The sequence below is a fragment of the Kribbella sp. VKM Ac-2571 genome (assembly GCF_004362255.1).
GTDB lineage: Bacteria > Actinomycetota > Actinomycetes > Propionibacteriales > Kribbellaceae > Kribbella > Kribbella pratensis.
In genome coordinates, this window is sequence record NZ_SNWS01000024.1 from 56,652 (window position 1) to 76,887 (window position 20,236).

19 protein-coding genes are annotated in these 20,236 nt (G+C 68.0%); 12 read left to right on the top strand and 7 right to left on the bottom strand.

Annotated features, from left to right (window positions below; genetic code table 11):
• The first annotated feature begins 8 nt into the window (after positions 1-8).
• Genes EV651_RS37445 through EV651_RS37455 form a run of 3 tightly spaced genes read left to right on the top strand, consistent with a single transcriptional unit; the run spans position 9 to position 3,257 of the window.
• Positions 9-1,085 (top strand): SIS domain-containing protein, encoded by a 1,077-nt coding sequence (locus EV651_RS37445; protein WP_133790280.1) that lies wholly within the window; start codon positions 9-11, stop codon positions 1,083-1,085.
• Positions 1,079-2,269, top strand: a complete 1,191-nt coding sequence (manA, locus tag EV651_RS37450; protein ID WP_133790282.1) for a mannose-6-phosphate isomerase, class I — start codon at positions 1,079-1,081, stop codon at positions 2,267-2,269. Before EV651_RS37445 ends, manA begins: the two co-directional genes overlap by 7 nt.
• A 28-nt stretch (positions 2,270-2,297) precedes the next feature.
• Complete coding sequence (locus tag EV651_RS37455; protein ID WP_133790284.1) at positions 2,298-3,257, top strand: cation diffusion facilitator family transporter; 960 nt, start codon at positions 2,298-2,300, stop codon at positions 3,255-3,257.
• On the opposite strand, the gene EV651_RS37460 is transcribed toward EV651_RS37455, so the two are convergent.
• Positions 3,254-3,892, bottom strand: coding sequence for a TetR/AcrR family transcriptional regulator (locus tag EV651_RS37460; protein ID WP_133790286.1), 639 nt, complete (start codon positions 3,890-3,892; stop codon positions 3,254-3,256). The two genes, EV651_RS37455 and EV651_RS37460, sit on opposite strands and share 4 nt — an antisense overlap.
• An 89-nt stretch (positions 3,893-3,981) precedes the next feature.
• On the opposite strand from EV651_RS37460, the gene EV651_RS37465 reads away from it, so the two are divergent.
• The gene (locus EV651_RS37465) at positions 3,982-5,364 is read left to right on the top strand and encodes an MFS transporter (RefSeq protein ID WP_133790288.1); all 1,383 of its coding nucleotides are present in this window, start codon (positions 3,982-3,984) and stop codon (positions 5,362-5,364) included.
• A gap of 41 nt (positions 5,365-5,405) precedes the next feature.
• Here EV651_RS37465 and EV651_RS37470 read toward each other — a convergent pair whose 3' ends face one another.
• Complete coding sequence (locus EV651_RS37470; protein WP_133790290.1) at positions 5,406-5,765, bottom strand: MerR family transcriptional regulator; 360 nt, start codon at positions 5,763-5,765, stop codon at positions 5,406-5,408.
• A 136-nt stretch (positions 5,766-5,901) separates the two neighbouring features.
• Between EV651_RS37470 and ahcY the strand changes: the two genes are divergently transcribed.
• Entirely contained in the window at positions 5,902-7,338 is a 1,437-nt protein-coding gene (gene ahcY, locus EV651_RS37475) for an adenosylhomocysteinase (RefSeq protein ID WP_133790292.1), read from the top strand.
• Positions 7,339-7,410: 72 nt separating this feature from the next.
• On the opposite strand, the gene EV651_RS43155 is transcribed toward ahcY, so the two are convergent.
• The gene (locus tag EV651_RS43155) at positions 7,411-8,394 is read right to left on the bottom strand and encodes an RDD family protein (protein ID WP_305000133.1); all 984 of its coding nucleotides are present in this window, start codon (positions 8,392-8,394) and stop codon (positions 7,411-7,413) included.
• Positions 8,395-8,475: 81 nt separating this feature from the next.
• Here EV651_RS43155 and EV651_RS37485 point away from each other — a divergent pair, with 81 nt between their 5' ends.
• Positions 8,476-9,471: a stage II sporulation protein M gene (locus EV651_RS37485; protein WP_133790294.1), complete on the top strand. Its 996-nt coding sequence runs from the start codon at positions 8,476-8,478 to the stop codon at positions 9,469-9,471.
• Positions 9,472-9,528: 57 nt separating this feature from the next.
• On the top strand, positions 9,529-10,296 hold the full coding sequence (locus tag EV651_RS37490; protein WP_238157446.1) for a DUF1206 domain-containing protein: 768 nt from the start codon (positions 9,529-9,531) through the stop codon (positions 10,294-10,296).
• 3 nt (positions 10,297-10,299) lie between these two features.
• Here the strand turns inward: EV651_RS37490 and EV651_RS37495 are convergent, their stop codons facing one another.
• The 4 genes from EV651_RS37495 to EV651_RS37510 all read right to left on the bottom strand — a co-directional run bounded on the left by EV651_RS37495 (position 10,300) and on the right by EV651_RS37510 (position 14,346).
• Positions 10,300-11,487 (bottom strand): ABC transporter permease, encoded by a 1,188-nt coding sequence (locus EV651_RS37495; RefSeq protein WP_238157447.1) that lies wholly within the window; start codon positions 11,485-11,487, stop codon positions 10,300-10,302.
• A gap of 394 nt (positions 11,488-11,881) precedes the next feature.
• Positions 11,882-12,778, bottom strand: coding sequence for an ABC transporter ATP-binding protein (locus tag EV651_RS37500; protein ID WP_133790296.1), 897 nt, complete (start codon positions 12,776-12,778; stop codon positions 11,882-11,884).
• Positions 12,779-12,780: 2 nt separating this feature from the next.
• The gene (locus EV651_RS37505; RefSeq protein WP_133790298.1) at positions 12,781-13,383 is read right to left on the bottom strand and encodes a TetR/AcrR family transcriptional regulator; all 603 of its coding nucleotides are present in this window, start codon (positions 13,381-13,383) and stop codon (positions 12,781-12,783) included.
• A 96-nt stretch (positions 13,384-13,479) separates the two neighbouring features.
• Positions 13,480-14,346: a phosphotransferase gene (locus tag EV651_RS37510; protein WP_202870694.1), complete on the bottom strand. Its 867-nt coding sequence runs from the start codon at positions 14,344-14,346 to the stop codon at positions 13,480-13,482.
• A gap of 171 nt (positions 14,347-14,517) precedes the next feature.
• Between EV651_RS37510 and EV651_RS37515 the strand changes: the two genes are divergently transcribed.
• The 5 genes from EV651_RS37515 (at position 14,518) to EV651_RS37535 (ending at position 20,229) form a co-directional block, all read left to right on the top strand.
• Positions 14,518-16,314: an ABC transporter substrate-binding protein gene (locus EV651_RS37515; protein WP_133790300.1), complete on the top strand. Its 1,797-nt coding sequence runs from the start codon at positions 14,518-14,520 to the stop codon at positions 16,312-16,314.
• A 37-nt stretch (positions 16,315-16,351) separates the two neighbouring features.
• Entirely contained in the window at positions 16,352-17,377 is a 1,026-nt protein-coding gene (locus EV651_RS37520; RefSeq protein ID WP_133790302.1) for an ABC transporter permease, read from the top strand.
• A gap of 76 nt (positions 17,378-17,453) precedes the next feature.
• Complete coding sequence (locus tag EV651_RS37525; RefSeq protein ID WP_133790304.1) at positions 17,454-18,341, top strand: ABC transporter permease; 888 nt, start codon at positions 17,454-17,456, stop codon at positions 18,339-18,341.
• Complete coding sequence (locus tag EV651_RS37530; RefSeq protein ID WP_133790306.1) at positions 18,334-19,278, top strand: ABC transporter ATP-binding protein; 945 nt, start codon at positions 18,334-18,336, stop codon at positions 19,276-19,278. The genes EV651_RS37525 and EV651_RS37530 overlap by 8 nt, the downstream gene beginning before the upstream one ends.
• 3 nt (positions 19,279-19,281) lie before the next feature.
• The gene (locus tag EV651_RS37535; protein WP_133790308.1) at positions 19,282-20,229 is read left to right on the top strand and encodes an ABC transporter ATP-binding protein; all 948 of its coding nucleotides are present in this window, start codon (positions 19,282-19,284) and stop codon (positions 20,227-20,229) included.
• The last annotated feature ends 7 nt before the right edge of the window (positions 20,230-20,236 follow it).

Sequence of the window (20,236 nt, forward strand, 5' to 3'; positions counted from 1 at the left end):
CCGAGCTGATGAGCGTCTTCGACGACACCCGGCTGGACGACCCGGCCGCACTCCAGGCGGCGGACCACCTGCTACGCCGGCTGGCGATGGCCGGTGCGCGGATCCGGGCCGAGCTCGAAGCGTCCGAGGACGTGCTGACCAAGCTGGAGTCCGACGGCTTCCGGCCGCGGGCGGTGGTCGCCGCCGGTCGGGACGCCCGGCTGGTCCGGGCGGTACTGGAGCCGGTCTGCCCGGTTCCGTTCCTCGCCTGGCCAGGACCGGGGCTACCCGGGTGGGCCGGTCCGCTGGACCTGGTGATAGTCCTGGGTGGTGCTGCCGAGGACACGGAGGCAGTGTCCGCCGCGGGCGAAGCGGTACGGCGTGGTTGCGGGCTGATGGTGGCTGCGCCGGAGGACTCACCCGTGGCAATCGCCTCGGCCGGTCTCCGGCATGCGATCCGGCTGCCGTCCCAGTCGGACGACCAGTTGGCTGCCGCAGTCGCCGTACTGCAGGCGCTGCACCAGATGGAGCTGGGCCCGGAGGTCGACCACAAGTCCGTTGCTGCGTTGCTGGACGACGTTGCGATCGAATGCTCGCCCAACAACGACGTGTCGTCCAACCCGGCGAAGGAGCTCGCTCTGGTGCTGGCGGACGCGCTGCCGCTGGTCTGGGGTGGCTCTGTCCTGGCTGCGCGTGCTGCCCGCCGAGTCGTCGAGGCGCTGCGGCTGGCCAGCGGACGGCCGGCGCTGGCTGCTGACGCAGGTCATCTCCTGCCAGTGCTCAACCAGCCGCCGCGGGACCTGTTCGCCGACCCGTTCGACAAGCCGGAAGAGCTACGCCCAGCGCTGATCATCCTGGACGACGGTGTCGACGAGGCCGGCATCGCCGACACCCGTCGCAAGCTGGAGTACAAGGCCGAGGCACACGACGTCCGCGTGCACACGATCAGGCAGGCCAATGGAACGGACGTCGCCCGGTACGCCGCTCTGACCCAGCAGGGCCGGTACGCCGCGGCGTACCTCGGGATCGGCCTGGGCCGCTACGGGATGGCGACCGTCGACGACCCGGCCGAGCCGGGGATTCCTTCGGAGGACCCAGCGTGGTAGTCCCGCTGCAGAACACGATCCGCGACTACGCGTGGGGTTCGCCGACCGCCCTCCCCGAGTTGCTCGGGGTGCAGCCGACCGGCGAGCCGCAAGCAGAGATGTGGATGGGCGCCCACGAGTCCGCTCCGTCGGTGCTGCCGAACGGCGACACCTTGTACGACGTGGTGTCCGCCGACCCCGCCGCGGTGCTGGGCGCGGAGACGGCCGAGCGTTTCGACGGTCGGTTCCCGTTCCTCGCGAAGCTGCTCGCGGCCGCGCAGCCGTTGTCGATCCAGGCGCACCCGTCCCCGGAGCAGGCGATCGTCGGGTACGCGCGGGACGAGGCGGACGGGATCCCCCGGGACGCCGCGGACCGGAACTACAAGGACGCCTGGCCGAAGCCGGAGATCCTGATCGCGCTCGAGCCGTTCGACGCACTGGTCGGTTTCCGGCCGCTGGGGAGCACCGTCGCGCTGCTGGACGCCCTCGGACCCGCCGGCTTCGGCGAGCTGACGGACCTGCTGCGGAACGGCAAGCTGCGCGAGGCGTTCACCGATTTCATGAGTCGTGACCGGGACGCGATCCGTCCGCTGGTCGCCGCCCTGGGGTTCGCGATCGACACCTACACCGGTGACGCGTTCGCGTTGGAGCGCGAGACGATCTCGCGGCTGTGCGCGGACTTCCCGGACGACCCCGGCGTACTCGCGGCCCTGCTGCTGAACCGGGTGCGGCTGCAGCGGTTCGACGCGGTGTACCTGCCGGCCGGGAACGTGCACGCGTATCTGCGGGGGCTCGGGTTCGAGGTGATGGCGAACTCGGACAACGTGCTGCGCGGTGGGCTGACGAGCAAGCACGTCGACGTACCCGAGCTGGCTTCGGTGGTGGACTTCGAGCCGCTCGCCGATCCGGTCCTCACCGCAACCACGGTCAGTGACGGCGTCGCGACGTACGAAACGGGTTGTGAGTACTTCGGTGTGCACCGTGTCGAGCTGGCGTCGGACGAGCGCACGCTGGACGGGATCGGGCCGCGGATCGTCTGCTGCGTCGACGGAACAGTTGATGCTGTTGTTGATGGCGGGGTCGGTGCTGTCGGCAAAGAATCTGCTGTGAAGTTGTCCGCAGGGCAGTCGGCGTTCGCCTCGGGAACCGAAGGACCCTGTACCCTGCGTGGTTCCGGCACGGCGTTCGTCGTGTCCGCACGCTGATTTCACTCGACGGAGGACCTGAACAACCATGGCTGGTGGCGGGAACAAGGCCGTTGTCGCGGCTTTGCTGGCGAACACCGGGATCGCGGTCACCAAGTTCGCCGCCTGGGCGCTGACCCAGTCGGCGTCGATGCTGGCCGAGGCGATCCACTCGCTGGCCGACGCGGGCAACCAGGTGCTGCTACTGGTCGGCGGTCGGCGGGCCAAGCGGGCGGCCGACGAGCTGCACCAGTTCGGGTTCGGCCGGGAGCGGTACGTCTACTCGTTCATCGTGTCGATCGTGCTGTTCAGCGTGGGTGGTCTGTTCGCGCTGTACGAGGGCTACCACAAGGTGCACGACCCGCACGGCATCGACAACTGGAAGTGGGTTCCGGTCGCGGTGCTGGTGGTCGCGATCGTGATGGAGAGCCTGTCGTTCCGGACCGCGATCGTCGAGGCGAACAAGGTGCGCGGGCACGTGTCCTGGGTGCGGTTCGTCCGGAACGCGCGGGCGCCCGAGCTGCCGGTCATCCTGCTGGAGGACTTCGCGGCGCTCACCGGTCTGGTGCTGGCGCTGATCGGCGTCGCGCTGACGCTTGCCACCGGCAACGGTGTATTCGACGGCCTGGGTTCGATGGCGATCGGCGCGCTGCTGGTCGCCGTGGCGATCTTCCTGGCGATCGAGATGAAGTCGCTGCTGCTGGGCGAGTCCGCGACCCGCGAGGCGCAGCAGAAGATCGTCGCCGCGATCGAGAACACCCCGGGTGTGCAGCGGCTGATCCACATCAAGACCCTGCACCTGGGTCCCGAAGAGGTCCTGATCGCCGCGAAGGTCGGCGTCGAGCCGACCACCGACGCGGCCGTCGTCGCGGAGGTCATCGACGCGGCCGAACGCGCCGTCCGAGCGGCCGAGCCGATGAGCCAGCACATCTACCTCGAGCCCGACGTGTACGTCGAGAACCACGTCCCCGACGAGCGCCCCGCCGTACCGGAAGCGCCCTCGCACTAGTCGCGGTACGCGTAGTACTGCAGGAACATCTCGACGCCAGTGTCGATGAGTTTGCCGGTGGTGTGCGCGTCGAGGGTGGCGCCGTACGTGCTGTGGACCAGGTGCGGGTAGAGGACCAGTGCGTACAACTGGAGGATCGCGGTGTCCACGTCGGGCATGGTCAGACGGCCGGCCGCGATCAGGCGCTCGAAGGCCGCCGCGAGGGTGGGGCGGGCTCTGTCCGGCCCGTGCTCGCGCCAGGCGGTGCCGAGTTCGGGGAAGCGCCGCACCTCGCTGGTGACGAGCTGACGCAGCGCCAGCATGTCGGGCTGGGTCATACTGGCCACCCAGGCGCTCGCGGTCCACTTGAGCGCGGCGCGCAGGTCGTCGGACTCGGCCAGGCGCTGCGCCGTACCCGCGATGACCTCGGCCAGGGCGCCCTCGAGCGCCTCGCCGATGACGGCTGTGAACAGCGTTTCCTTGGTGCCGTAGTGGTTGTAGACGGTCACCTTCGACACGCCTGCCTCGGCCGCGATCGAGTCCACCGAGGCGTCGAACCCGTCCCGGACGAACGCGGCCCGCGCGGCCGGGATGATCGCCTCCCGTTTGCGCGCCGCCCGGTCCCCGGTGAGCTCCCGCGGAGCTGACTTCGCCATATCAGGAGCTTAGCAAATATCTGAACTGAACGGTTGAGTTCATCTGAACTGTTCCGTACAGTTCGGATTATCCCAGTGGAGGAGGAGTCATGGATCGGAGGAAGTCCGCGGCGCTCGCGCTGTTGTCGTTCGCGATGCTGATCGTGTCGCTGGATCAGTACATCGTCGTCGTCGCACTCCCGGAGATCGGGCGCGAGCTCGGATACTCCGCGCACACTCTGCAGTCGGTGATCAGCGCGTACGCGATCGCCTCGAGTGGCTTCCTGCTGTTCGGCGGCCGCGCTGCCGATGTGCTCGGGCGGAGGCGGATGCTGATGACCGGCCTTGCGCTGTACGGCGTTGCGTCGCTGGCCGGTGGTCTGGCGACCGGACCGGCCTGGCAGTTGACCGCGCGGGCGGTCCAGGGGCTTGGCGGCGCACTGGTGTTCCCGAGCACGCTGGCGATCATCAACACCATGTTCGTGGAGGGCCGCGACCGGAACCGCGCACTGGGCATCTGGGGTGGGTCCGGGGCGGCTGGTCTGGTGATCGGCGTACTGCTCGGTGGCGCGCTGACCCGGTTGTTCGGTTGGGAGGCGGTGTTCTTCGTCAACCTGCCTTTGGTCGGTGCAGCGCTGCTCCTGGCCGTGCCACTGCTCGATGGCGGGCGTCCGGAGGTACGTCGGCTGTTCGACCTGCCGGGGGCGCTGACGGCGACCGGCGCGGTCACCTTGCTGGTGTTCGCTCTGGTGCAAGGTCCGGCGCTCGACTGGAGCATCCTCGTCGGGACCTCGGCTGCCGCCGTTGTCCTGCTGGTGGCCTTCGTACGGATCGAACGGCGCAGTCCGGATCCACTGGTTCCACCGAACCTGCTGAGGAACGGGGTCCTCGTGGTCGCGCTGGTGATCGCGTTCCTGTTCATGGCGACGTTCGGGTCGCTCCTGTACTTCCTGTCCCTCTACTTCCAGGACGTGCGTGGGTACGACCCGTTGCAGACCGGTTTGGGATTTCTGCTCCCCACCGCGGTCGTCGTGGCCGGGTCGACGATCGCCGGGCAGGCGGTAACTCGATTCGGGTTGCGCCGTACGTTGCTCACCGCGCTGGCGGTCGGAGCTGCCGGAGCGGTGGTGCTGGGGCTCGGCCTGTCGGCCGATGGGTCGTATGTCGTGCTCGTACCGGGCCTGGTGCTGGTGAGTATCGGGGACGGCGCGGTGTTCACGATGATGTTCATCGCCGCGGGCACCGGGGTGTCCGACCGGAAGCAGGGGGTCGCGTCAGGCCTGGTGTCGACCAGTTCGGGGATCGGTGCGTCGGTGGGACTCGCCGTACTGGTCCTGGTGGCCAACGCGCACACATCTGGGCTCGTCGGTGAAGAGCTGCGTACGGCGGCTGCGGACGGGATCCGTACCACCGTGTTCGTGATCGGTGCGGGGATCCTCTTGACGTTGCTGTTCGCGCTGCGGCTTCGCAAACCCGCAGAGGTCTGTGGTTGATGCGCTTTCGTTCCTCCCCTCCCGCTCTTTCCTTCCTTCAGTTAGCGCGGTTTGGGTGGCAGTACTCCACTGCGGCCGAGCCAGCGGAGGGCGCGGTCGCGGTCGATCTGGGCCTGGCTGGGCGGGGCGGTGAGGCGGCCGGTGCGGTAGCCGAGGTTGCGGATGTCCGCGGCCACGGACGGTTCGGCGAGCGCTCTCAGCGCGAAGGCGAGCGCGGCCGGCGTCACGTCGTACCGGCGTTCCAGGTCGAGCGCGAGTTGGACGGCGGCCAGGTCGCGCTCGTCGTACTGGCGCTGCGCCGTGTGTTCGGACCGGGAGCGGGGGAGCAGCCCGAGTGCCTCCCGGTAGCGCAGCATGCGCGGAGTGGTACCCAGTTGGCGAGCGGCCTCGGTGATGCGCATAGCATCAATCCTGACATTTCGGTGTCAAAAATGCGCCTGGAGCGATCAAACCGCGTGGCTCGGCCCTCTAGGCTCAGGTGGTGGCTGGTGACTCCACCACCTAGCACGAACCAATCACTGTCTTCAGGGGAGCGGCATGACCTTCGACTACAAGGTGGCGGACCTCGGCCTGGCCGAGTTCGGGCGCAAGGAGATCCGGCTGGCCGAGCACGAGATGCCCGGCCTGATGGCGATGCGCGCGCAGTACGGCGAGAGCAAGCCGCTGGCCGGCGCGCGGATCATGGGTTCACTGCACATGACGATCCAGACCGCGGTGCTGATCGAGACGCTGACCGCGCTCGGTGCCGAGGTGCGCTGGGTCTCATGCAACATCTTCTCCACGCAGGACCACGCCGCCGCTGCGGTCGTCGTCGGCCCGGACGGTTCCGCCGAGAACCCCGCCGGCGTTCCGGTGTTCGCCTGGAAGGGCGAGACGCTGGAGGAGTACTGGTGGTGCACCGAGCAGGCGCTGAAGTGGCCCGGAGGTGACGGCCCGAACATGATCCTCGACGACGGCGGTGACGCCACGATGCTCGTCCACAAGGGCACCGAGTTCGAGAAGGCCGGCGCCGTACCGGACCCGTCGACCGCGGACTCCGAGGAGTACGGCGTCGTCCTGAAGCTGCTGACCCGCACGCTGCAGGAGGACCCGCAGCTGTGGACGACGATCGGTCAGGGCATCAAGGGTGTCACCGAGGAGACCACCACCGGCGTGCACCGGTTGTACGAGATGCACAAGGCCGGCGCGCTGCTGTTCCCGGCGATCAACGTCAACGACTCGGTGACCAAGTCGAAGTTCGACAACAAGTACGGCTGCCGGCACTCGCTGATCGACGGCATCAACCGCGCCACCGACGTACTGATCGGCGGCAAGGTCGCGGTCGTGTGCGGGTACGGCGACGTCGGCAAGGGCTGCGCCGAGTCGCTGCGCGGCCAGGGCGCCCGGGTGATCGTCACCGAGATCGACCCGATCTGCGCGCTGCAGGCGGCGATGGACGGATACCAGGTGACGACCGTCGACGACGTGGTCGGGATCGCCGACATCTTCGTCACCACCACCGGCAACAAGGACGTCATCACCGCCGACCACATGGCCGCGATGAAGCACCAGGCCATCGTCGGCAACATCGGCCACTTCGACAACGAGATCGACATGGCCGGGCTGTACAAGACCCCGGGCGTCGAGCGGGTCAACATCAAGCCGCAGGTCGACGAGTTCCGGTTCCCGGACGGCCACACGATCATCGTCCTGTCCGAGGGCCGGCTGCTGAACCTGGGCAACGCCACCGGGCACCCGTCGTTCGTGATGTCGAACTCGTTCACCAACCAGGTGCTGGCGCAGATCGAGCTGTTCGTGCGGACCGCGGAGTACCCGACCGACGTCTACGTGCTGCCGAAGCACCTCGACGAGATGGTCGCCCGCCTCCACCTCGACGCCCTCGGCGTCAAGCTCACGGAGCTGACCAAGGAGCAGGCCGCGTACCTCGGGGTGCCGGTCGAGGGGCCGTACAAGGCTGAGGCTTACCGCTACTGAGCGGACCGCCAGGCAGACAAAACCCCCTTCAAACGGTCGGAAATGGCCGTTTGGAGGGGGTTTTGCTTGCGCTCAGGACCACTGCTCGTTGCTGCCCGGTACAGCCCAGCCTTGGGTGTTCACCGTCGCGGGGCGGGCTGCTGACGGTGGGGCGGGCGGCGCGAACGGGCCCGGGGCGGGTGGGGCCGGCGGGAGAACGCCGTACGGGCTGGGTGGGGCGAACGGGCCGGCCGGAACCGCGTACGACGGGGCAGGGGCGGCGTACGGGTTTGGGGTGAAGGGGCCGGTTGGGGTGGGGTGTTGGGTGGAGAGGCGGTTGAGTTCGCGGCGGCGGCGTTCGGCGAGTACGGCGGACAGGTAGGCGGGCGCGATGATCTGGGTCGGCGGTGCGGGGGCGATGACTGCGGCTACGCGCGCGGCCAGTGCCTCGCCCAGGGCGTACTGCGCGCCGGGGAGGAGCTCGGCGTACCGGGACAGGTAGTCGCGGGCCGCGTTGGCCAGCTCGTCGGACAGCCGGGACAGTTCGAGCGACTGCGCCCACTGGACCAGGTGGCCGGGGACGAACAGCGGCGGCGACGCCATCGACTGGTGCCGTTCACGAATGACGACCGTACCGGCGACCATGTCCCCGATCCGCTTGCCCTGCTTGTTCATCAGGCTCGCCACGATCCCCGGGCTGGCCGCGAACCACGGCGCGAAGTCGACGAAGAACCACATCAGCGTCCGCACCAACGCGTGCCGGAACCGGATCGAGCTGCCGTCGTCGCGCACCACCTTCAGCCCGAGCACCATCTTGCCCAGCGTCCGCCCCCGGGTGAGCGTCTCCATCACGACCCGATAGCCGACCACCACGAGCAGTACGACGATGAAGATCAGCGCCACCGCCAATGCCTCACTGGACTCGCTCCCGAACAGGAAACCGGCCAGCAACGCGAGCAGTACGGTCAGCACGATGCCCTGCAGCACCATGTCGATCGCACAAGCCAGGGCCCGCGTCGGCATCCGGGCGATCCGCACCTGGAGGACGACCGCTTCGCCGGTGACCAGCTGAGACACTTCGCCGCCCCCTCCCCCTATAGACGCGTTAGACACTCGGTCCGGTTAGTCTGCCACCAGTCGGGTGGAGGAGGTGTGGCGGTGGACGTAGAAGCGTTTGTCTCGGTGCACCAGCCGCAGTGGGACCGCCTGGCGTACCTGACCCGTCGCCAGCGCCGCCTGTCCGGTGCGGAGGCCGAAGAGCTTGTAGTGCTCTACCAGCGCGTCGGCACCCACCTGGCCGCGCTGCGAGCAGCCGGAGCGGATCCGGTCTCGATCGGTCGCTTGTCCGGGCTGATCGCGGACGCGCGTGGTGCCGTGACAGGTGCACAGGCGCCCGTCTGGCGTGATATCTCGAAGTATTTCCTGGTCAGCTTCCCGGCCGCGCTCTACGCGTCCAGGCGCTGGTGGGTCACCATCGGTCTGCTCTTCTACCTGGTCGCGGCCTGGACCGCCTGGCGGGTGCTGGCGCACCCGGAGGTGGTGGACTCGATCGGTACGCCGGACCAGATCAAGCAGCTCGTCGAGCACGACTTCGAGTCCTACTACTCGGAGAACCCGGCACAGGACTTCGCACTCCGTGTCTGGATCAACAACGCCACGATTAGTGCCGCCGTACTGGCCCTCGGCATCCTGCTGATCCCGTCCGTCTTCATCCTCTGGGACAACGCGCTCAACCTCGGCCTCAGTGCCGGGCTGATGATCAGCCACGACAAGGGTGGTCTGTTCTTCAGCCTGATCACGCCGCACGGTCTGCTCGAGCTGACCACGGTGTTCGTCGCGACCGCGGCCGGCCTGCGTCTCGGCTGGTCCTGGGTCGTACCCGGGCCACGCACCCGCATGCAGTCCGTCGCCCGGACCGGCCGCGCCACCGTCGGTATGGCGATCGGCCTCGCCGCGGTTCTCCTCGTCACCGGGCTGATCGAAGCGTTCGTCACGCCGTTCCTGCCCGGCCCGGTCCGCATCACCATCGGCATCCTCGCCGAGCTGGCGTTCTTCACCTACGTCTGGACCCTCGGCCGCCGAGCTCACCGCCAGGGCGAGTACGGCGACATCGACGAAGCGGACCGCGAGGCCACCGCACCTGTCTCCGCCTGACCGTTTCTGCCTGACCGTTTCTGCCCGACCGTTTCTGCACTGGGCACCGGTCAGAGCGTGACCAACGCTCAAGAAGTCCGCTACAGCAAGACGTACGGCATGGCGATCACGGCCGGCCTGGTCGCGTACGGCGTCGTACATCTGCTGATCGCCTGGATCGCCCTGCAACTCGCGTTCGGCAAATCGTCGCAGGAAGCCTCGCAGCAAGGTGCTCTGCGGGAACTGTCCGGCAAGCCTCTGGGCGGTGTGCTGTTGTGGATCGTCGCGATCGGGCTGTTCGCACTGGTCGTCTGGCGGGTTCTGGAGATCGGGTGGGGATATCTGGACCTGCGCAAGAAGGCGTCGTCGGCCGGCCGCGCGATCGTGTACCTCGTGCTGGGTGTCAACGCGGTGAAGGTCGCCGTCGGTTCCGGCGGATCGAGCAGCGGCGGGCAGCGTACGGTTTCGGCCCGGCTGATGGCGCACGGCGCGGGCCGGGTCCTGATCGTCGCCGTCGGGGTCGCAATCATCGGGATCGGCTGCTACCAGGGGTACAAGGCGATCACGAGGAAGTTCACCGAGGACCTGGTCGGCGGTGTCTCCGAGGTGACCGTCCTGCTGGGCCGGATCGGGTACTTCGCGAAGGGGATCGCGTTCGTCGTGGTCGGTGTGCTGTTCGGGTGGGCGGCGATCGCCTACGACCCGCAGAAGGCCGGCGGTCTCGACACGGCGCTGCACACGATCAAGGACCAGCCGTTCGGTCCGGTGCTGCTGACCGTGCTGGCGGTCGGGATCGCGGCCTTCGGCGTCTACTGCTTCAGCTGGTCCCGGAACGCCCGCCGCTGAGATCTACGCCGGCAGATCCCGTCGACGAAGCCCGACCAGGCCGGCGACGCCGACGAGGATCGCGATCGCGAGCAGGACGAGGAACGGACCGGCCGACACCGAGCCGCCCGGTAGCGACGGCAGATGGGTGAACGGCGAGATGTCGAGGATCCAGTCGGCGGTGCTGACGCCGGCGCTCACCAGGCCGATCAGGATGCACACCGTCGGCCCGGCCCAGGACGCCATCGAGGCCTGCGGGAAGAACCCGAAGATCGCGACCGCGATCGCGGCCAGAACCCAGACGGCCGGCAACTGAGCGAGCGCCGCACCGATCAGTCGCGGCAACTGTCCGCCCACATCGCCGATCGCCGCGCCGTACGCAAGCCCTTCGGCGACACCCGCTGCGAGCAGCGCGACAGCCGGCCCCAGCAGGCTGAACACGAGATGGCTGGCAGCCCATTGCCAGCGACTCGTCGCGGTCGCCAGCACCGGCTCGACCCGTCCGCTGCTCTCCTCGACCCGCATCCGCAACGTCGCCTGGACGGCGTACGCCGAGGCGATCAGGCCGACGAGCGTCATCACGCCGGCCAGGAACGAGTCGATCAACCCGGCCGCGCCGCCCATCCGCTGAAACATCTCCTGGATACTCGGGTCGTCGCGCATCATGTCACCGACACCCTCGGCGACCCCGCCGAAAAGCAAGCCCAGCAAAGCGAATCCGACGGTCCACGCGGCGAGCAGCCCGCGGTGCAGGCGCCACGCCAGTCCGAGCGGCGAGCCGAGCGTGCCATCCGCAGGACCGAGCCGATCCGCCAGGATCCCCGACCCCACATCCCGCCGTACGGCGAGGCTCACCGCAACACCCACGAGCAGAACGGTGACCGCCAGTAGGACGACCGCCAACCACCAACGGTTCTGCGCATACGGGTGGATCCGCTGCGCCCAACCGATCGGCGACAGGTAGGACAACCACGCAAGCGGACCATCCGTATGCGCACTGGTGTCGCCGGCTGCCCGCAGTACATAAGCCCCTCCGAGCACACCGATCGCGATCCCACGCGCAGTACCGGCGCTCGCAGTCAACTGCGCCGCGACCGCACCAACCGCCGCGAACAGCCAGCCGGTGCCGGCGTAGACGATGCCGATGGCAACTGATCCGGACAGCGGCAGGTCCTGACTGTGCATGCCGAGGGCAAGCAGTACGGCGAGCACAGGTTCGCACCGAGGACCGTGGCGAGGGCCGCCGCGAGCTGCGCATGCCGCCCGACGACAGTTGATCCAAGCAACTCACGTCGCCCGGTCTCCTCCTCGACGCGGGTGTGCCGGATCACCGTGAGCAGACTGATCAGACCGATCATCACCGGTACGAAGCCGAGTCGCCAGGTGACGAACTCGCCCAGGCTCGGCCCGGAAAGTTCGCCGTACAAGGTGATGAAGCCGGCATTGCTCGCGTACTTGACCCGCGACTCCGGCGTCGGGAACAGGTCGCCGTACTCCTGCACGTAGCTCACCGAGATCGCCACGAGCAGTACGATCCACAGCGGCAGTACGACGCGGTCGCGGCGCAGGATCAGCCGGATCAGGCCGCCGGTGCCCGCCAGCGACTTCATTTCACGGCCTCGGGTTCGTACAGCCGCAGGAACAGTTCCTCCAGCGACGGCGGCTGGCTGACGAGACTCCGTACGCCGATCTCCGTCAAACGCCGCAGTACCTGGTTGATCTCGTCCGTGTCGACGTCGAACCGGACGCGGCCGTCGTCCACCTGCAGATCGTGGACCCCGGTCAGCTGCGCCAGGCCGTCCATCGGGCCGACCAGCTCGGCCTGGATCGACGTACGGGTGAGGTGGCGCAGCTCGTTCAGCGTGCCGCTCTCGACAGCGCGGCCGGCCCGGATGATCGTGACGCGATCACACAGCGCCTCGACCTCGGACAGGATGTGGCTGGACAGCAGCACGGTCCGGCCTTCGCGGTCGCTGATCTCCTGCACGACCTCGCGGAAGACCTCCTCCATCAGCGGATCCAGCCCACTCGTCGGCTCGTCGAGGAGCAGCAACTCGACGTCGGACGCGAACGCGGCGACCAGCGCGACCTTCTGCCGGTTGCCCTTCGAGTACGCGCGGGCCTTCTTCCGCGGATCGAGGTCGAAACGCTCGAGCAGCTCGGCCTTGCGCTTCTTGTCCACGCCGCCGCGCATCCGGCCGAGCAGGTCGATCGCCTCGCCGCCGGACAGGTTCGGCCACAGCGTCACGTCACCCGGCACGTACGCGAGCCGCCGGTGCAGCTCGGTCGCGTCCGACCACGGGTCGCCGTCCAGGACCCGCGCCGTACCCTCGTCCGCCCGGGTCATTCCGAGCAGGATGCGAATGGTGGTGGTCTTCCCCGCGCCGTTCGGGCCGAGGAACCCGTGCACCTCACCGGTGTGCACCGCGAGGTCGAGACCGTCCAGGGCATAGGTCCGTCCGAACGACTTGACCAGACCTTCCGTGCTGATCGCAGCCGGCATGATCACTTCTCCCGATTCCGCATGTTGTCCACTTGTTCCTGGGTGAGCAGCGGGATCGTGAAGACCTCCATCATGGCCTGGCCGATCCGGTTGTAACCCGCCGCTGTGGTGATGTCCTCGCCGAGCGCCTTCGAGACCTGGTCGCGGAACACGAAGACGCTGAGCTTGATCGCGGCCAGCGCGGCGGCGTACCCGCGCCGGTCCTTGGGGTTGATGCCGTAGCTGGTGGTCCACTCCTCGACCGCGTCGACACCCTCGAGAAAGAGCGCGGTCGCGGTCTCCGAACCGTCCATCATCGAGCGCACGATGTAGAGCTGCAGCGGGAACGCGACCGGGTGCAGCGCCAGCGGATCGAGCCCGGTGAGGTCATGGTCCTGGGTGAGCTCGGCGCCGATCTGGAGCATCCGCTCCTTCGCGTAGTGGTCACACGCCTCGCGCAGCGCCTCCTTCGAGCCGAAGTGATGCCGCACCAAGCCCGACGACACCCCGGCCTCGGCCGCGATGTCCCGGATCGAGGCTCCCTCGATCCCCCGCTCCCCGAACAACCGGATCGCCGCATCCCGAATGCGGGCCCGAGCCGTCAGGTCGTCCGCCGGACGCTCCATTCCCAACCCCTCTCCCTACACACAAAAGCAAACTACTACACGATCGTGTAGTCAAGCCCATGGGTGTGGCCCGGCGTTGCGCAGGCGAGCTGAGTTCTACCGACCGTCGAGTCGGTCGGCCATCGCGTCGAGGGTCGGCCAGGGAGGACCCTCGCGCAGTACGCGGAGGAATTCCTCGCGCCATTGCTGCCGGTTCGGGAACTGGTCGCCGGCGTCCCAGCGCCACGCTGCGACCATCGCGAGGACGAGTTGCCGGCAGTCGTCCAGGAGTCCTTCATCAACGCCCGGGTACTGCGCGCAGACAGCCTCGGGGACATGGGCGAGATCCAACTCGACGGGTCCACGGCAGCACGTCTCGAGGTCGATGAACAACGCGCCGTACGTCGTGCTGAGCACATTGCCTGGATGTGGCTCGCCATGGAGCAGCTGCTCCGCGGCGCCGCGCGCGTCAATAGCCCGACGTACGCTTCGCAGCCTGCTGCTGAGGAACGCGCGGTCTGCGTCCGCGAGCTCCGGGGAGAGGCTCGGGTCGGCGACGATCTTCTCCGCCTCGGTGATTCGATCCGAGAAGTGTGGACTCGCCATCTCGACCTTGCGCATGCCGACGTGCAGCTGCTCCAGCGCCTCGGCGTAGTCGACTGGTGAGAGCTGCGGTGTCACGGGCTCGTAGTAGGTCCACAGCGTCACTGCGAAGCCGTCGCGGGTGTACACCAGCGGATCCGCCCGAGGCTCCAACGCGGCCACCGGGGATCCGACGTCGGCGAGGCGTTGCGCGAGCTCGACCTCGAACTGTGCAACTTCTTGCCCCACCGGGGCGACCCGGGCGAAGACGTCGCACGGCGTCAGCCGCAACGCCAGCTTGTTCGAGTTGTGGAGAACGATCGCGTCGTTCGCAGTCAGGCCGAGCGATCCGGCAATGGACGTCGCAGCCGCGATCGCACGCGTGACCTCAGGCATCTCCATGACGTGGTGAGGCTACCGTCGCGAGCTTGTTCTGTCCCCTGGATTTGCCGGGCCTGCCCGGTAAGAAGGTTACTTCGGTGTGACAAAGCTTCGTACCTTGTTGACAGCGGGGTGGTTGCTGGTGTGGGTTCTTCCCCAAACACCAACACCAGCTGAAGGTGGGGCGGCCCGATGAGGAAGTTGTTGGCGGTGCTGGCGGCGTTGTGCTTGCTGGCGGCGGTGCCGGGTACGGCGATGGCGGCGGATCCGGCGCCGAAGAAGGTCATCAAGATCGGGGTGACCCAGGCGGTCGACTCCATGAACCCGTTCCTCGCCGTACGGCTGGTGACGGGGTCCATCCAGCGGATGATCTACGGCTTCCTCACGGTGCCGGACTCGAAGACACTGCAGCCCAGCCCCGATCTGGCCGAGTCCTGGACGACGTCGCCGGACGGCCTGACCTGGACGTTCAAGATCCGCCAGGCGAAGTGGTCGGACGGGCAGCCGATCACCGCCGACGACGCGGCCTGGACGTTCAACAAGATGATGACCGACGACGCCGCCAAGACCGGCAACGGGCCGGCGGTGGAGAACTTCGCGAGTGTCACTGCGAACGGCCAAGAGCTGACCATCAAGCTGAAGGCGCCGCAGGCGTCGATGCTGGACAACCCGGTGCCGATCATGCCCAAGCACGTCTGGGAGAAGGTCAAGGACATCGGCAAGTACGACGCCGAGGTGTACCCGACCGTCGGCAGCGGGCCGTACGTCGCGGTGGAGCACAAGAAGGACCAGTTCGTCCGGCTCGAGGCGAACCCGGACTACTGGCGCGGCCGGCCGAAGATCGACGAACTGCAGATCATCTTCTACGACAACCCCGCGGCCTCGATCGTCGGCCTGAAGAAGGGTGACATCGACCTGATCGGCCGGCTGAACCCGTCGGACTTCGAGTCGCTGAAGGGCGACGACAACATCGTCCAGTGGAACACGCAGGGCCGGCGGGCGACGTACCTGCAGATCAACCACGGTGCGACGACCAGCGACAACAAGCCGATCGGCGACGGGCATCCGGCACTGAAGGACCCGAAGGTGCGGACCGCGCTGCACTACGCGATCGACAAGCAGAAGCTGGTCGACGAGGTCCAGGGCGGGCTGGCGAAACCGGCCGACGGGTCGATCATTCCGCCGCTGTACAAGGACTTCTTCTGGGAGGCGAGCGGCGCCGAGAAGATCACGTTCGACCTCGCGAAGGCGAACAAGATCCTCGACGACGCGGGGTACAAGAAGGGCCCTGACGGTGTCCGGACGATGCCGGACGGGTCGCGGAAACTGCAGTTCCGGTTCAGCATCCACACCGACGCCCCGGTCGAGGACAAGCTCGCCGAGTACCTGACCGGCTGGTTCAAGGAGGTCGGCATCACGCTGACCACCAAGCGGCTGGACTCCAGCAAGTTCACCGAGGAGACCGGTACGACGGCACTCTTCGACATCGCGATCAGCGGGTGGTCGGTGAACCCCGACCCGGAGGAGGTGCTCGGCACGCACCTGTGCAGCCGGCGCCCGACCGCGTCCGGCGACGGCGGCGGCACCGAGTCGTTCTACTGCGACCCGACCTACGAGCGCCTGTACCTGGAGCAGCAGAAGGAACTCGACCGCGGAAAGCGCGCGGAAACGATCAAGAAAATGGAGGAAAGGCTCTATACCGACGCTCCGGTGATCGCGATCTACTACCCGAACGACCTCGAGGGCTACCGCAAGGACCGGATCGCCGGCATCACCCCGATCCCGGAGGACAAGGGCCTGCTGTACGGCGGTTCCGGATACTGGCCGTTCTACACACTCGAGGCGGTCTCGAAGGACGGCGCATCGGCTGACGGCGGCGGCTCGAGCACCGGCGTGATCGCGGGCATCGCCGGCGGAATCGTCGTACTCGCGCTAGCCGGCTTCTTCGTCCTCCGCCGCCGCAGCGGCGCGGCCGACGAACGCGAATGACGGTGTCATGGCCACGCCTCCCGCGACGGGAGGCTCCATGACCACCACCGCGGTCGAGGAGCTGGAGCAGACGCCTGTCCGTCATGGTTTGTTGCGTTATGCGGCGACCAAGGCGGGTGGGGCGTTGCTCAGTATCGCGATGGTGATCGTCGCGACGTTCTTCCTGTTCCGGTTGCTGCCGGGCGATCCGGTTCGGGCGCTCGCGCAGGGCCGGAACATGACGCCGGAGCAACTGGACCTGGAGCGCGCGCGGCTCGGGCTGGACAAGTCGATTCCCGAGCAGTTTGTGCACTTCGTGGGTCAGACACTGCGGTTCGACCTCGGGGTGTCGTACGAGTACAAGCGGCCCGTCCTCGACCTGATCGGCGAGCGGATCGGCTCGACGCTGCTGCTCACCGGCACGGCGTTGGTGCTCGCGGTGAGCCTCGGTCTCTGGCAGGGAGCACGCGCCGGATGGAAGCCCGGCAGCAGGTTCGACAAGGTGTCGACCGCCATCTCGCTGGTGCTGTGGTCGGTGCCGACGTTCTGGCTCGGGCTGCTGCTGTTGATGGTGTTCGCGGCCGGAATCGGCCCGATTCCGGGGATCTTCCCGACCCGCGGGAGCTCGAGCGTCGACAAGCCGGACGGATTCGCCGGCGTACTGGATGTCGCGCAGCACATGGTGCTGCCGTGCCTGACGCTGGTCGCGGTCGTCTACGCGCAGTACCTGCTGGTGATGCGGTCGTCGGTGATCGACGAGGTCGGGCAGGACTACATCACGACCGCGCGGGCGAAGGGTTTGCGCGACGACGACATACGGCGCAAGCACGCCGTACCGAACGCGCTGCTGCCGACCGTGACGCTGGTGTTCATGCGGATCGGGTTCGTGGTCGGGGGCGCCGTGACCGTCGAGGCGATCTTCAGTTGGCCTGGACTCGGGCAGCTGTTCTACGAGGCGATCCGGGTGCCGGACTTCACGTTGATGCAGGGCACGTTCCTGCTGATCACCGTGTCGGTGATCCTCATGAACACGTTGGCGGACGTCGTGTACCACCTGCTGGATCCGCGAGTGAGGTCTGCATGAGTGAGCGAAGCGAACTCATCATCAAGCACAGCGCCTGTCGTGTCTCATCCGCGCCCGGAGCGAAGCGAGGACGTGGATGAGCACCGTGGCGTGGGTACGCCGTAGGCGTGCGATCGGGCGGTTCTGGGCGGATTTCCGCACGCATCGGGCCGGTGTCGCCGGGTTGGTGATTCTCGCCGTGGCCGTTGTCCTAGCACTGCTGGCACCGCTCTTCATCGACTCCGGCGTGACGAACGTGGTGAGCGGCACCGGCGCGAAGATGGCGCCGCCGAGTCTCGACGATCCGTTGGGGACGGACGAGTCGGGCCGTTCGGTGTTGCTGATGATCTGGTGGGGGTCCCGGACCTCGCTACTGATCGGGTTCCTGGCCGCGTTGCTCAGCATGGTGATCGGGACCGTGCTCGGGATCGCGGCCGGGCATTTCCGGGGCTGGATCGGTGCGGTGATCCTGCGGGTGACCGATTGGTTCCTGGTGCTCCCGTCGCTGGTCACCGCGCTGGTCCTGGCGGCGATCCTGGGCGGCTCGACCGCGACGATCATTGTCGCGATCGGCGTGACGTCCTGGCCGTCGACGGCGCGGCTCATCCGTGCGCAAACGTTAGCCGTGGAGGCACGCCCGTACATCGAACGCTCCTTGGCGCTCGGCGCCGGCCACTGGCACATCACGACGCGGCACGTGCTGCCGAACGTCGCACCGTTGCTGTTGGCAAGTACCACGCTGGAGGTCGCGAGTGCGATCGTCACCGAGTCGACGCTGGCGTTCCTCGGCGTGAGTGCGAACAAGACCTCGTGGGGCACGATGCTGCGCGGCTCGTACGACTGGGGCGCGGCGACCGCCGGCGCCTGGTGGTACATCCTCGTGCCGGGTCTGTGCATCGTGACCGTGGTGATGGCGTTCACCTTGTGTGGAAGGGCTTTGGAGACTGTGCTCAATCCCCGCCTGCGGACGCGGGCCCATGCTTGAGCTCGATGAGTTGTCCGTGACGTACCGGCTCGAGTCGTCCGACGTGCCCGCCGTACGGGGAGTTTCGCTGCAGTTGGCGTCCGGCGAGGCGCTCGGGCTGGCGGGGGAGTCGGGATCGGGGAAGTCCTCGGTCGCGCTCGCGCTGCTCCGGCTGCTGCCGCGCTCCGCCGTCGTCGGTGGGCGGGTGCTGCTGGACGGCGAGGACGTGCTGGCGATGAAGTGGGGCCGGCTGCGGGCTGTCCGGTGGTCTTCGGCGTCGATCGTTTTCCAGGGCGCGCAACACGGCCTGAACCCGGTGCAACGGATCGGCGATCAGATCGCGGAACCACTGCTCGTCCATCGGCAGGCGTCTGGCGCGGACGCGTCCAAGCGAGTACGAGAACTGCTGGCGCAGGTCGGGTTGCCGGCCTGGCGCGCCCGGAGCTATCCGCACGAGCTGAGCGGTGGCCAACGGCAACGAGTGATGATCGCCATGGCTCTGGCGTGCGAGCCGCAGCTGATCATCGCCGACGAGCCCACAACCGCGCTCGACCTGATGGTGCAGGCGCAGGTGCTGACGCTGATCCGCAAGCTGATCGCGGACCACGGCATCTCGTTGCTGATGATCTCGCACGACCTGTCGGTCCTCGCGGACGTGTGCGATCGGCTGGCCGTGATGTACGCCGGGCGGCTGGTCGAGGTCGGCCCTTCGTCCGGGCAGTTCCAGCACCCGTACAGCCAAGCGCTGGCGGCCGCGTTCCCGACCGTCGGCGATCCCGCGTCCCGCCTCGCTCCGCGCGGGCTGCGCGGCGATCCGCCGGATCCACAACAGCTGCCGGGCGGTTGTGCGTTCCACCCGCGTTGCCCGGTCGCACTCGAGTCGTGTGCGACTGCCGACGTACATCTGCGGGCGTCCGGTGCCGACCGGGCCGCCGCCTGCGTCCTGGTAGGGGAGTGACTCTTGCTAGAGGCAACTGAGCTGCACGTCGAGTTCTCGGGCCGTGGCGGACGCCGGGCGCGGGCGGTCGACGGCGTGAACCTGTCCGTCGGCGCCGGCGAGATCGTCGCGCTCGTCGGCGAGTCCGGCTGCGGCAAGACCACGCTCGCGCGCACGCTCCTCGGGCTGGAACGTCCCACCTCCGGCCAGGTCTCGTACGACGGAACACCGCTGAGCTACTCCGGCCGCGCGCTGCGGGCTTTCCGCCGCGAGGTCCAACTCGTGCTGCAGGACCCGATGGGTTCGCTGAATCCTCGCCATACCGTCTACGAGGCGGTTGCCGAGGGCCCGCGGATCCACCGGCTGCCCGACGAGGAATCGGTGGTGGCCGACGCCCTCTCGCGCGCCGGCCTGCGACCGCCGGAACGCTTTTTCCAGCGTTTTCCGCACGAGTTGAGTGGCGGCCAGCGCCAACGCGTCGTCATCGCCGGCGCGCTGGCGCTCGACCCCAAGGTGCTGATCGCCGACGAACCCGTCGCGTCCCTCGATGCCTCGGTCCGTGGCGAGATCCTCTCGCTGCTGCTCCGGCTGCGCGACGACCTCGGGCTGTCCGCGCTCGTCGTCACCCACGACCTCGGCCTGGCCTGGAACATCGCCGACCGGGTCGCGGTCATGTACCTCGGCCGCATCGTCGAGTCCGGCCCCACCGAGGACGTCCTGAAGAACCCCCAACATCCTTATACGCAAGCGCTTCTGAGCGTCCTCCCCGAGTCACCGAACCGGATCGTCCTCACCGGCGAGCCCCCGGACCCGACCCGCATCCCCACCGGCTGCCGCTTCCACCCCCGCTGCCAACTCGTCGCCGCCGGCCGGGGCGTCGACGCCTGCACCACCACCCCACTCCCCGTCCTCCCCGCCGTCACCCAAACACAGGTCTCCTGCCATTTGGTTCCAGTCATTGACAATAGTTAACAGATGG

What these genes read in the sequence shown, in the direction of transcription:
- EV651_RS37445 (WP_133790280.1), top strand. Translation starts at nt 9, where the DNA reads ATGAGCGTCTTCGACGACACCCGGCTGGACGACCCGGCCGCACTCCAG.
- EV651_RS37455 (WP_133790284.1), top strand. Translation starts at nt 2,298, where the DNA reads ATGGCTGGTGGCGGGAACAAGGCCGTTGTCGCGGCTTTGCTGGCGAAC.
- EV651_RS37460 (WP_133790286.1), bottom strand. Translation starts at nt 3,892, where the DNA reads ATGGCGAAGTCAGCTCCGCGGGAGCTCACCGGGGACCGGGCGGCGCGC.
- EV651_RS37465 (WP_133790288.1), top strand. Translation starts at nt 3,982, where the DNA reads ATGGATCGGAGGAAGTCCGCGGCGCTCGCGCTGTTGTCGTTCGCGATG.
- EV651_RS37470 (WP_133790290.1), bottom strand. Translation starts at nt 5,765, where the DNA reads ATGCGCATCACCGAGGCCGCTCGCCAACTGGGTACCACTCCGCGCATG.
- ahcY (WP_133790292.1), top strand. Translation starts at nt 5,902, where the DNA reads ATGACCTTCGACTACAAGGTGGCGGACCTCGGCCTGGCCGAGTTCGGG.
- EV651_RS37500 (WP_133790296.1), bottom strand. Translation starts at nt 12,778, where the DNA reads ATGCCGGCTGCGATCAGCACGGAAGGTCTGGTCAAGTCGTTCGGACGG.
- EV651_RS37505 (WP_133790298.1), bottom strand. Translation starts at nt 13,383, where the DNA reads ATGGAGCGTCCGGCGGACGACCTGACGGCTCGGGCCCGCATTCGGGAT.
- EV651_RS37510 (WP_202870694.1), bottom strand. Translation starts at nt 14,346, where the DNA reads ATGGAGATGCCTGAGGTCACGCGTGCGATCGCGGCTGCGACGTCCATT.
- EV651_RS37515 (WP_133790300.1), top strand. Translation starts at nt 14,518, where the DNA reads ATGAGGAAGTTGTTGGCGGTGCTGGCGGCGTTGTGCTTGCTGGCGGCG.
- EV651_RS37520 (WP_133790302.1), top strand. Translation starts at nt 16,352, where the DNA reads ATGACCACCACCGCGGTCGAGGAGCTGGAGCAGACGCCTGTCCGTCAT.
- EV651_RS37525 (WP_133790304.1), top strand. Translation starts at nt 17,454, where the DNA reads ATGAGCACCGTGGCGTGGGTACGCCGTAGGCGTGCGATCGGGCGGTTC.
- EV651_RS37530 (WP_133790306.1), top strand. Translation starts at nt 18,334, where the DNA reads ATGCTTGAGCTCGATGAGTTGTCCGTGACGTACCGGCTCGAGTCGTCC.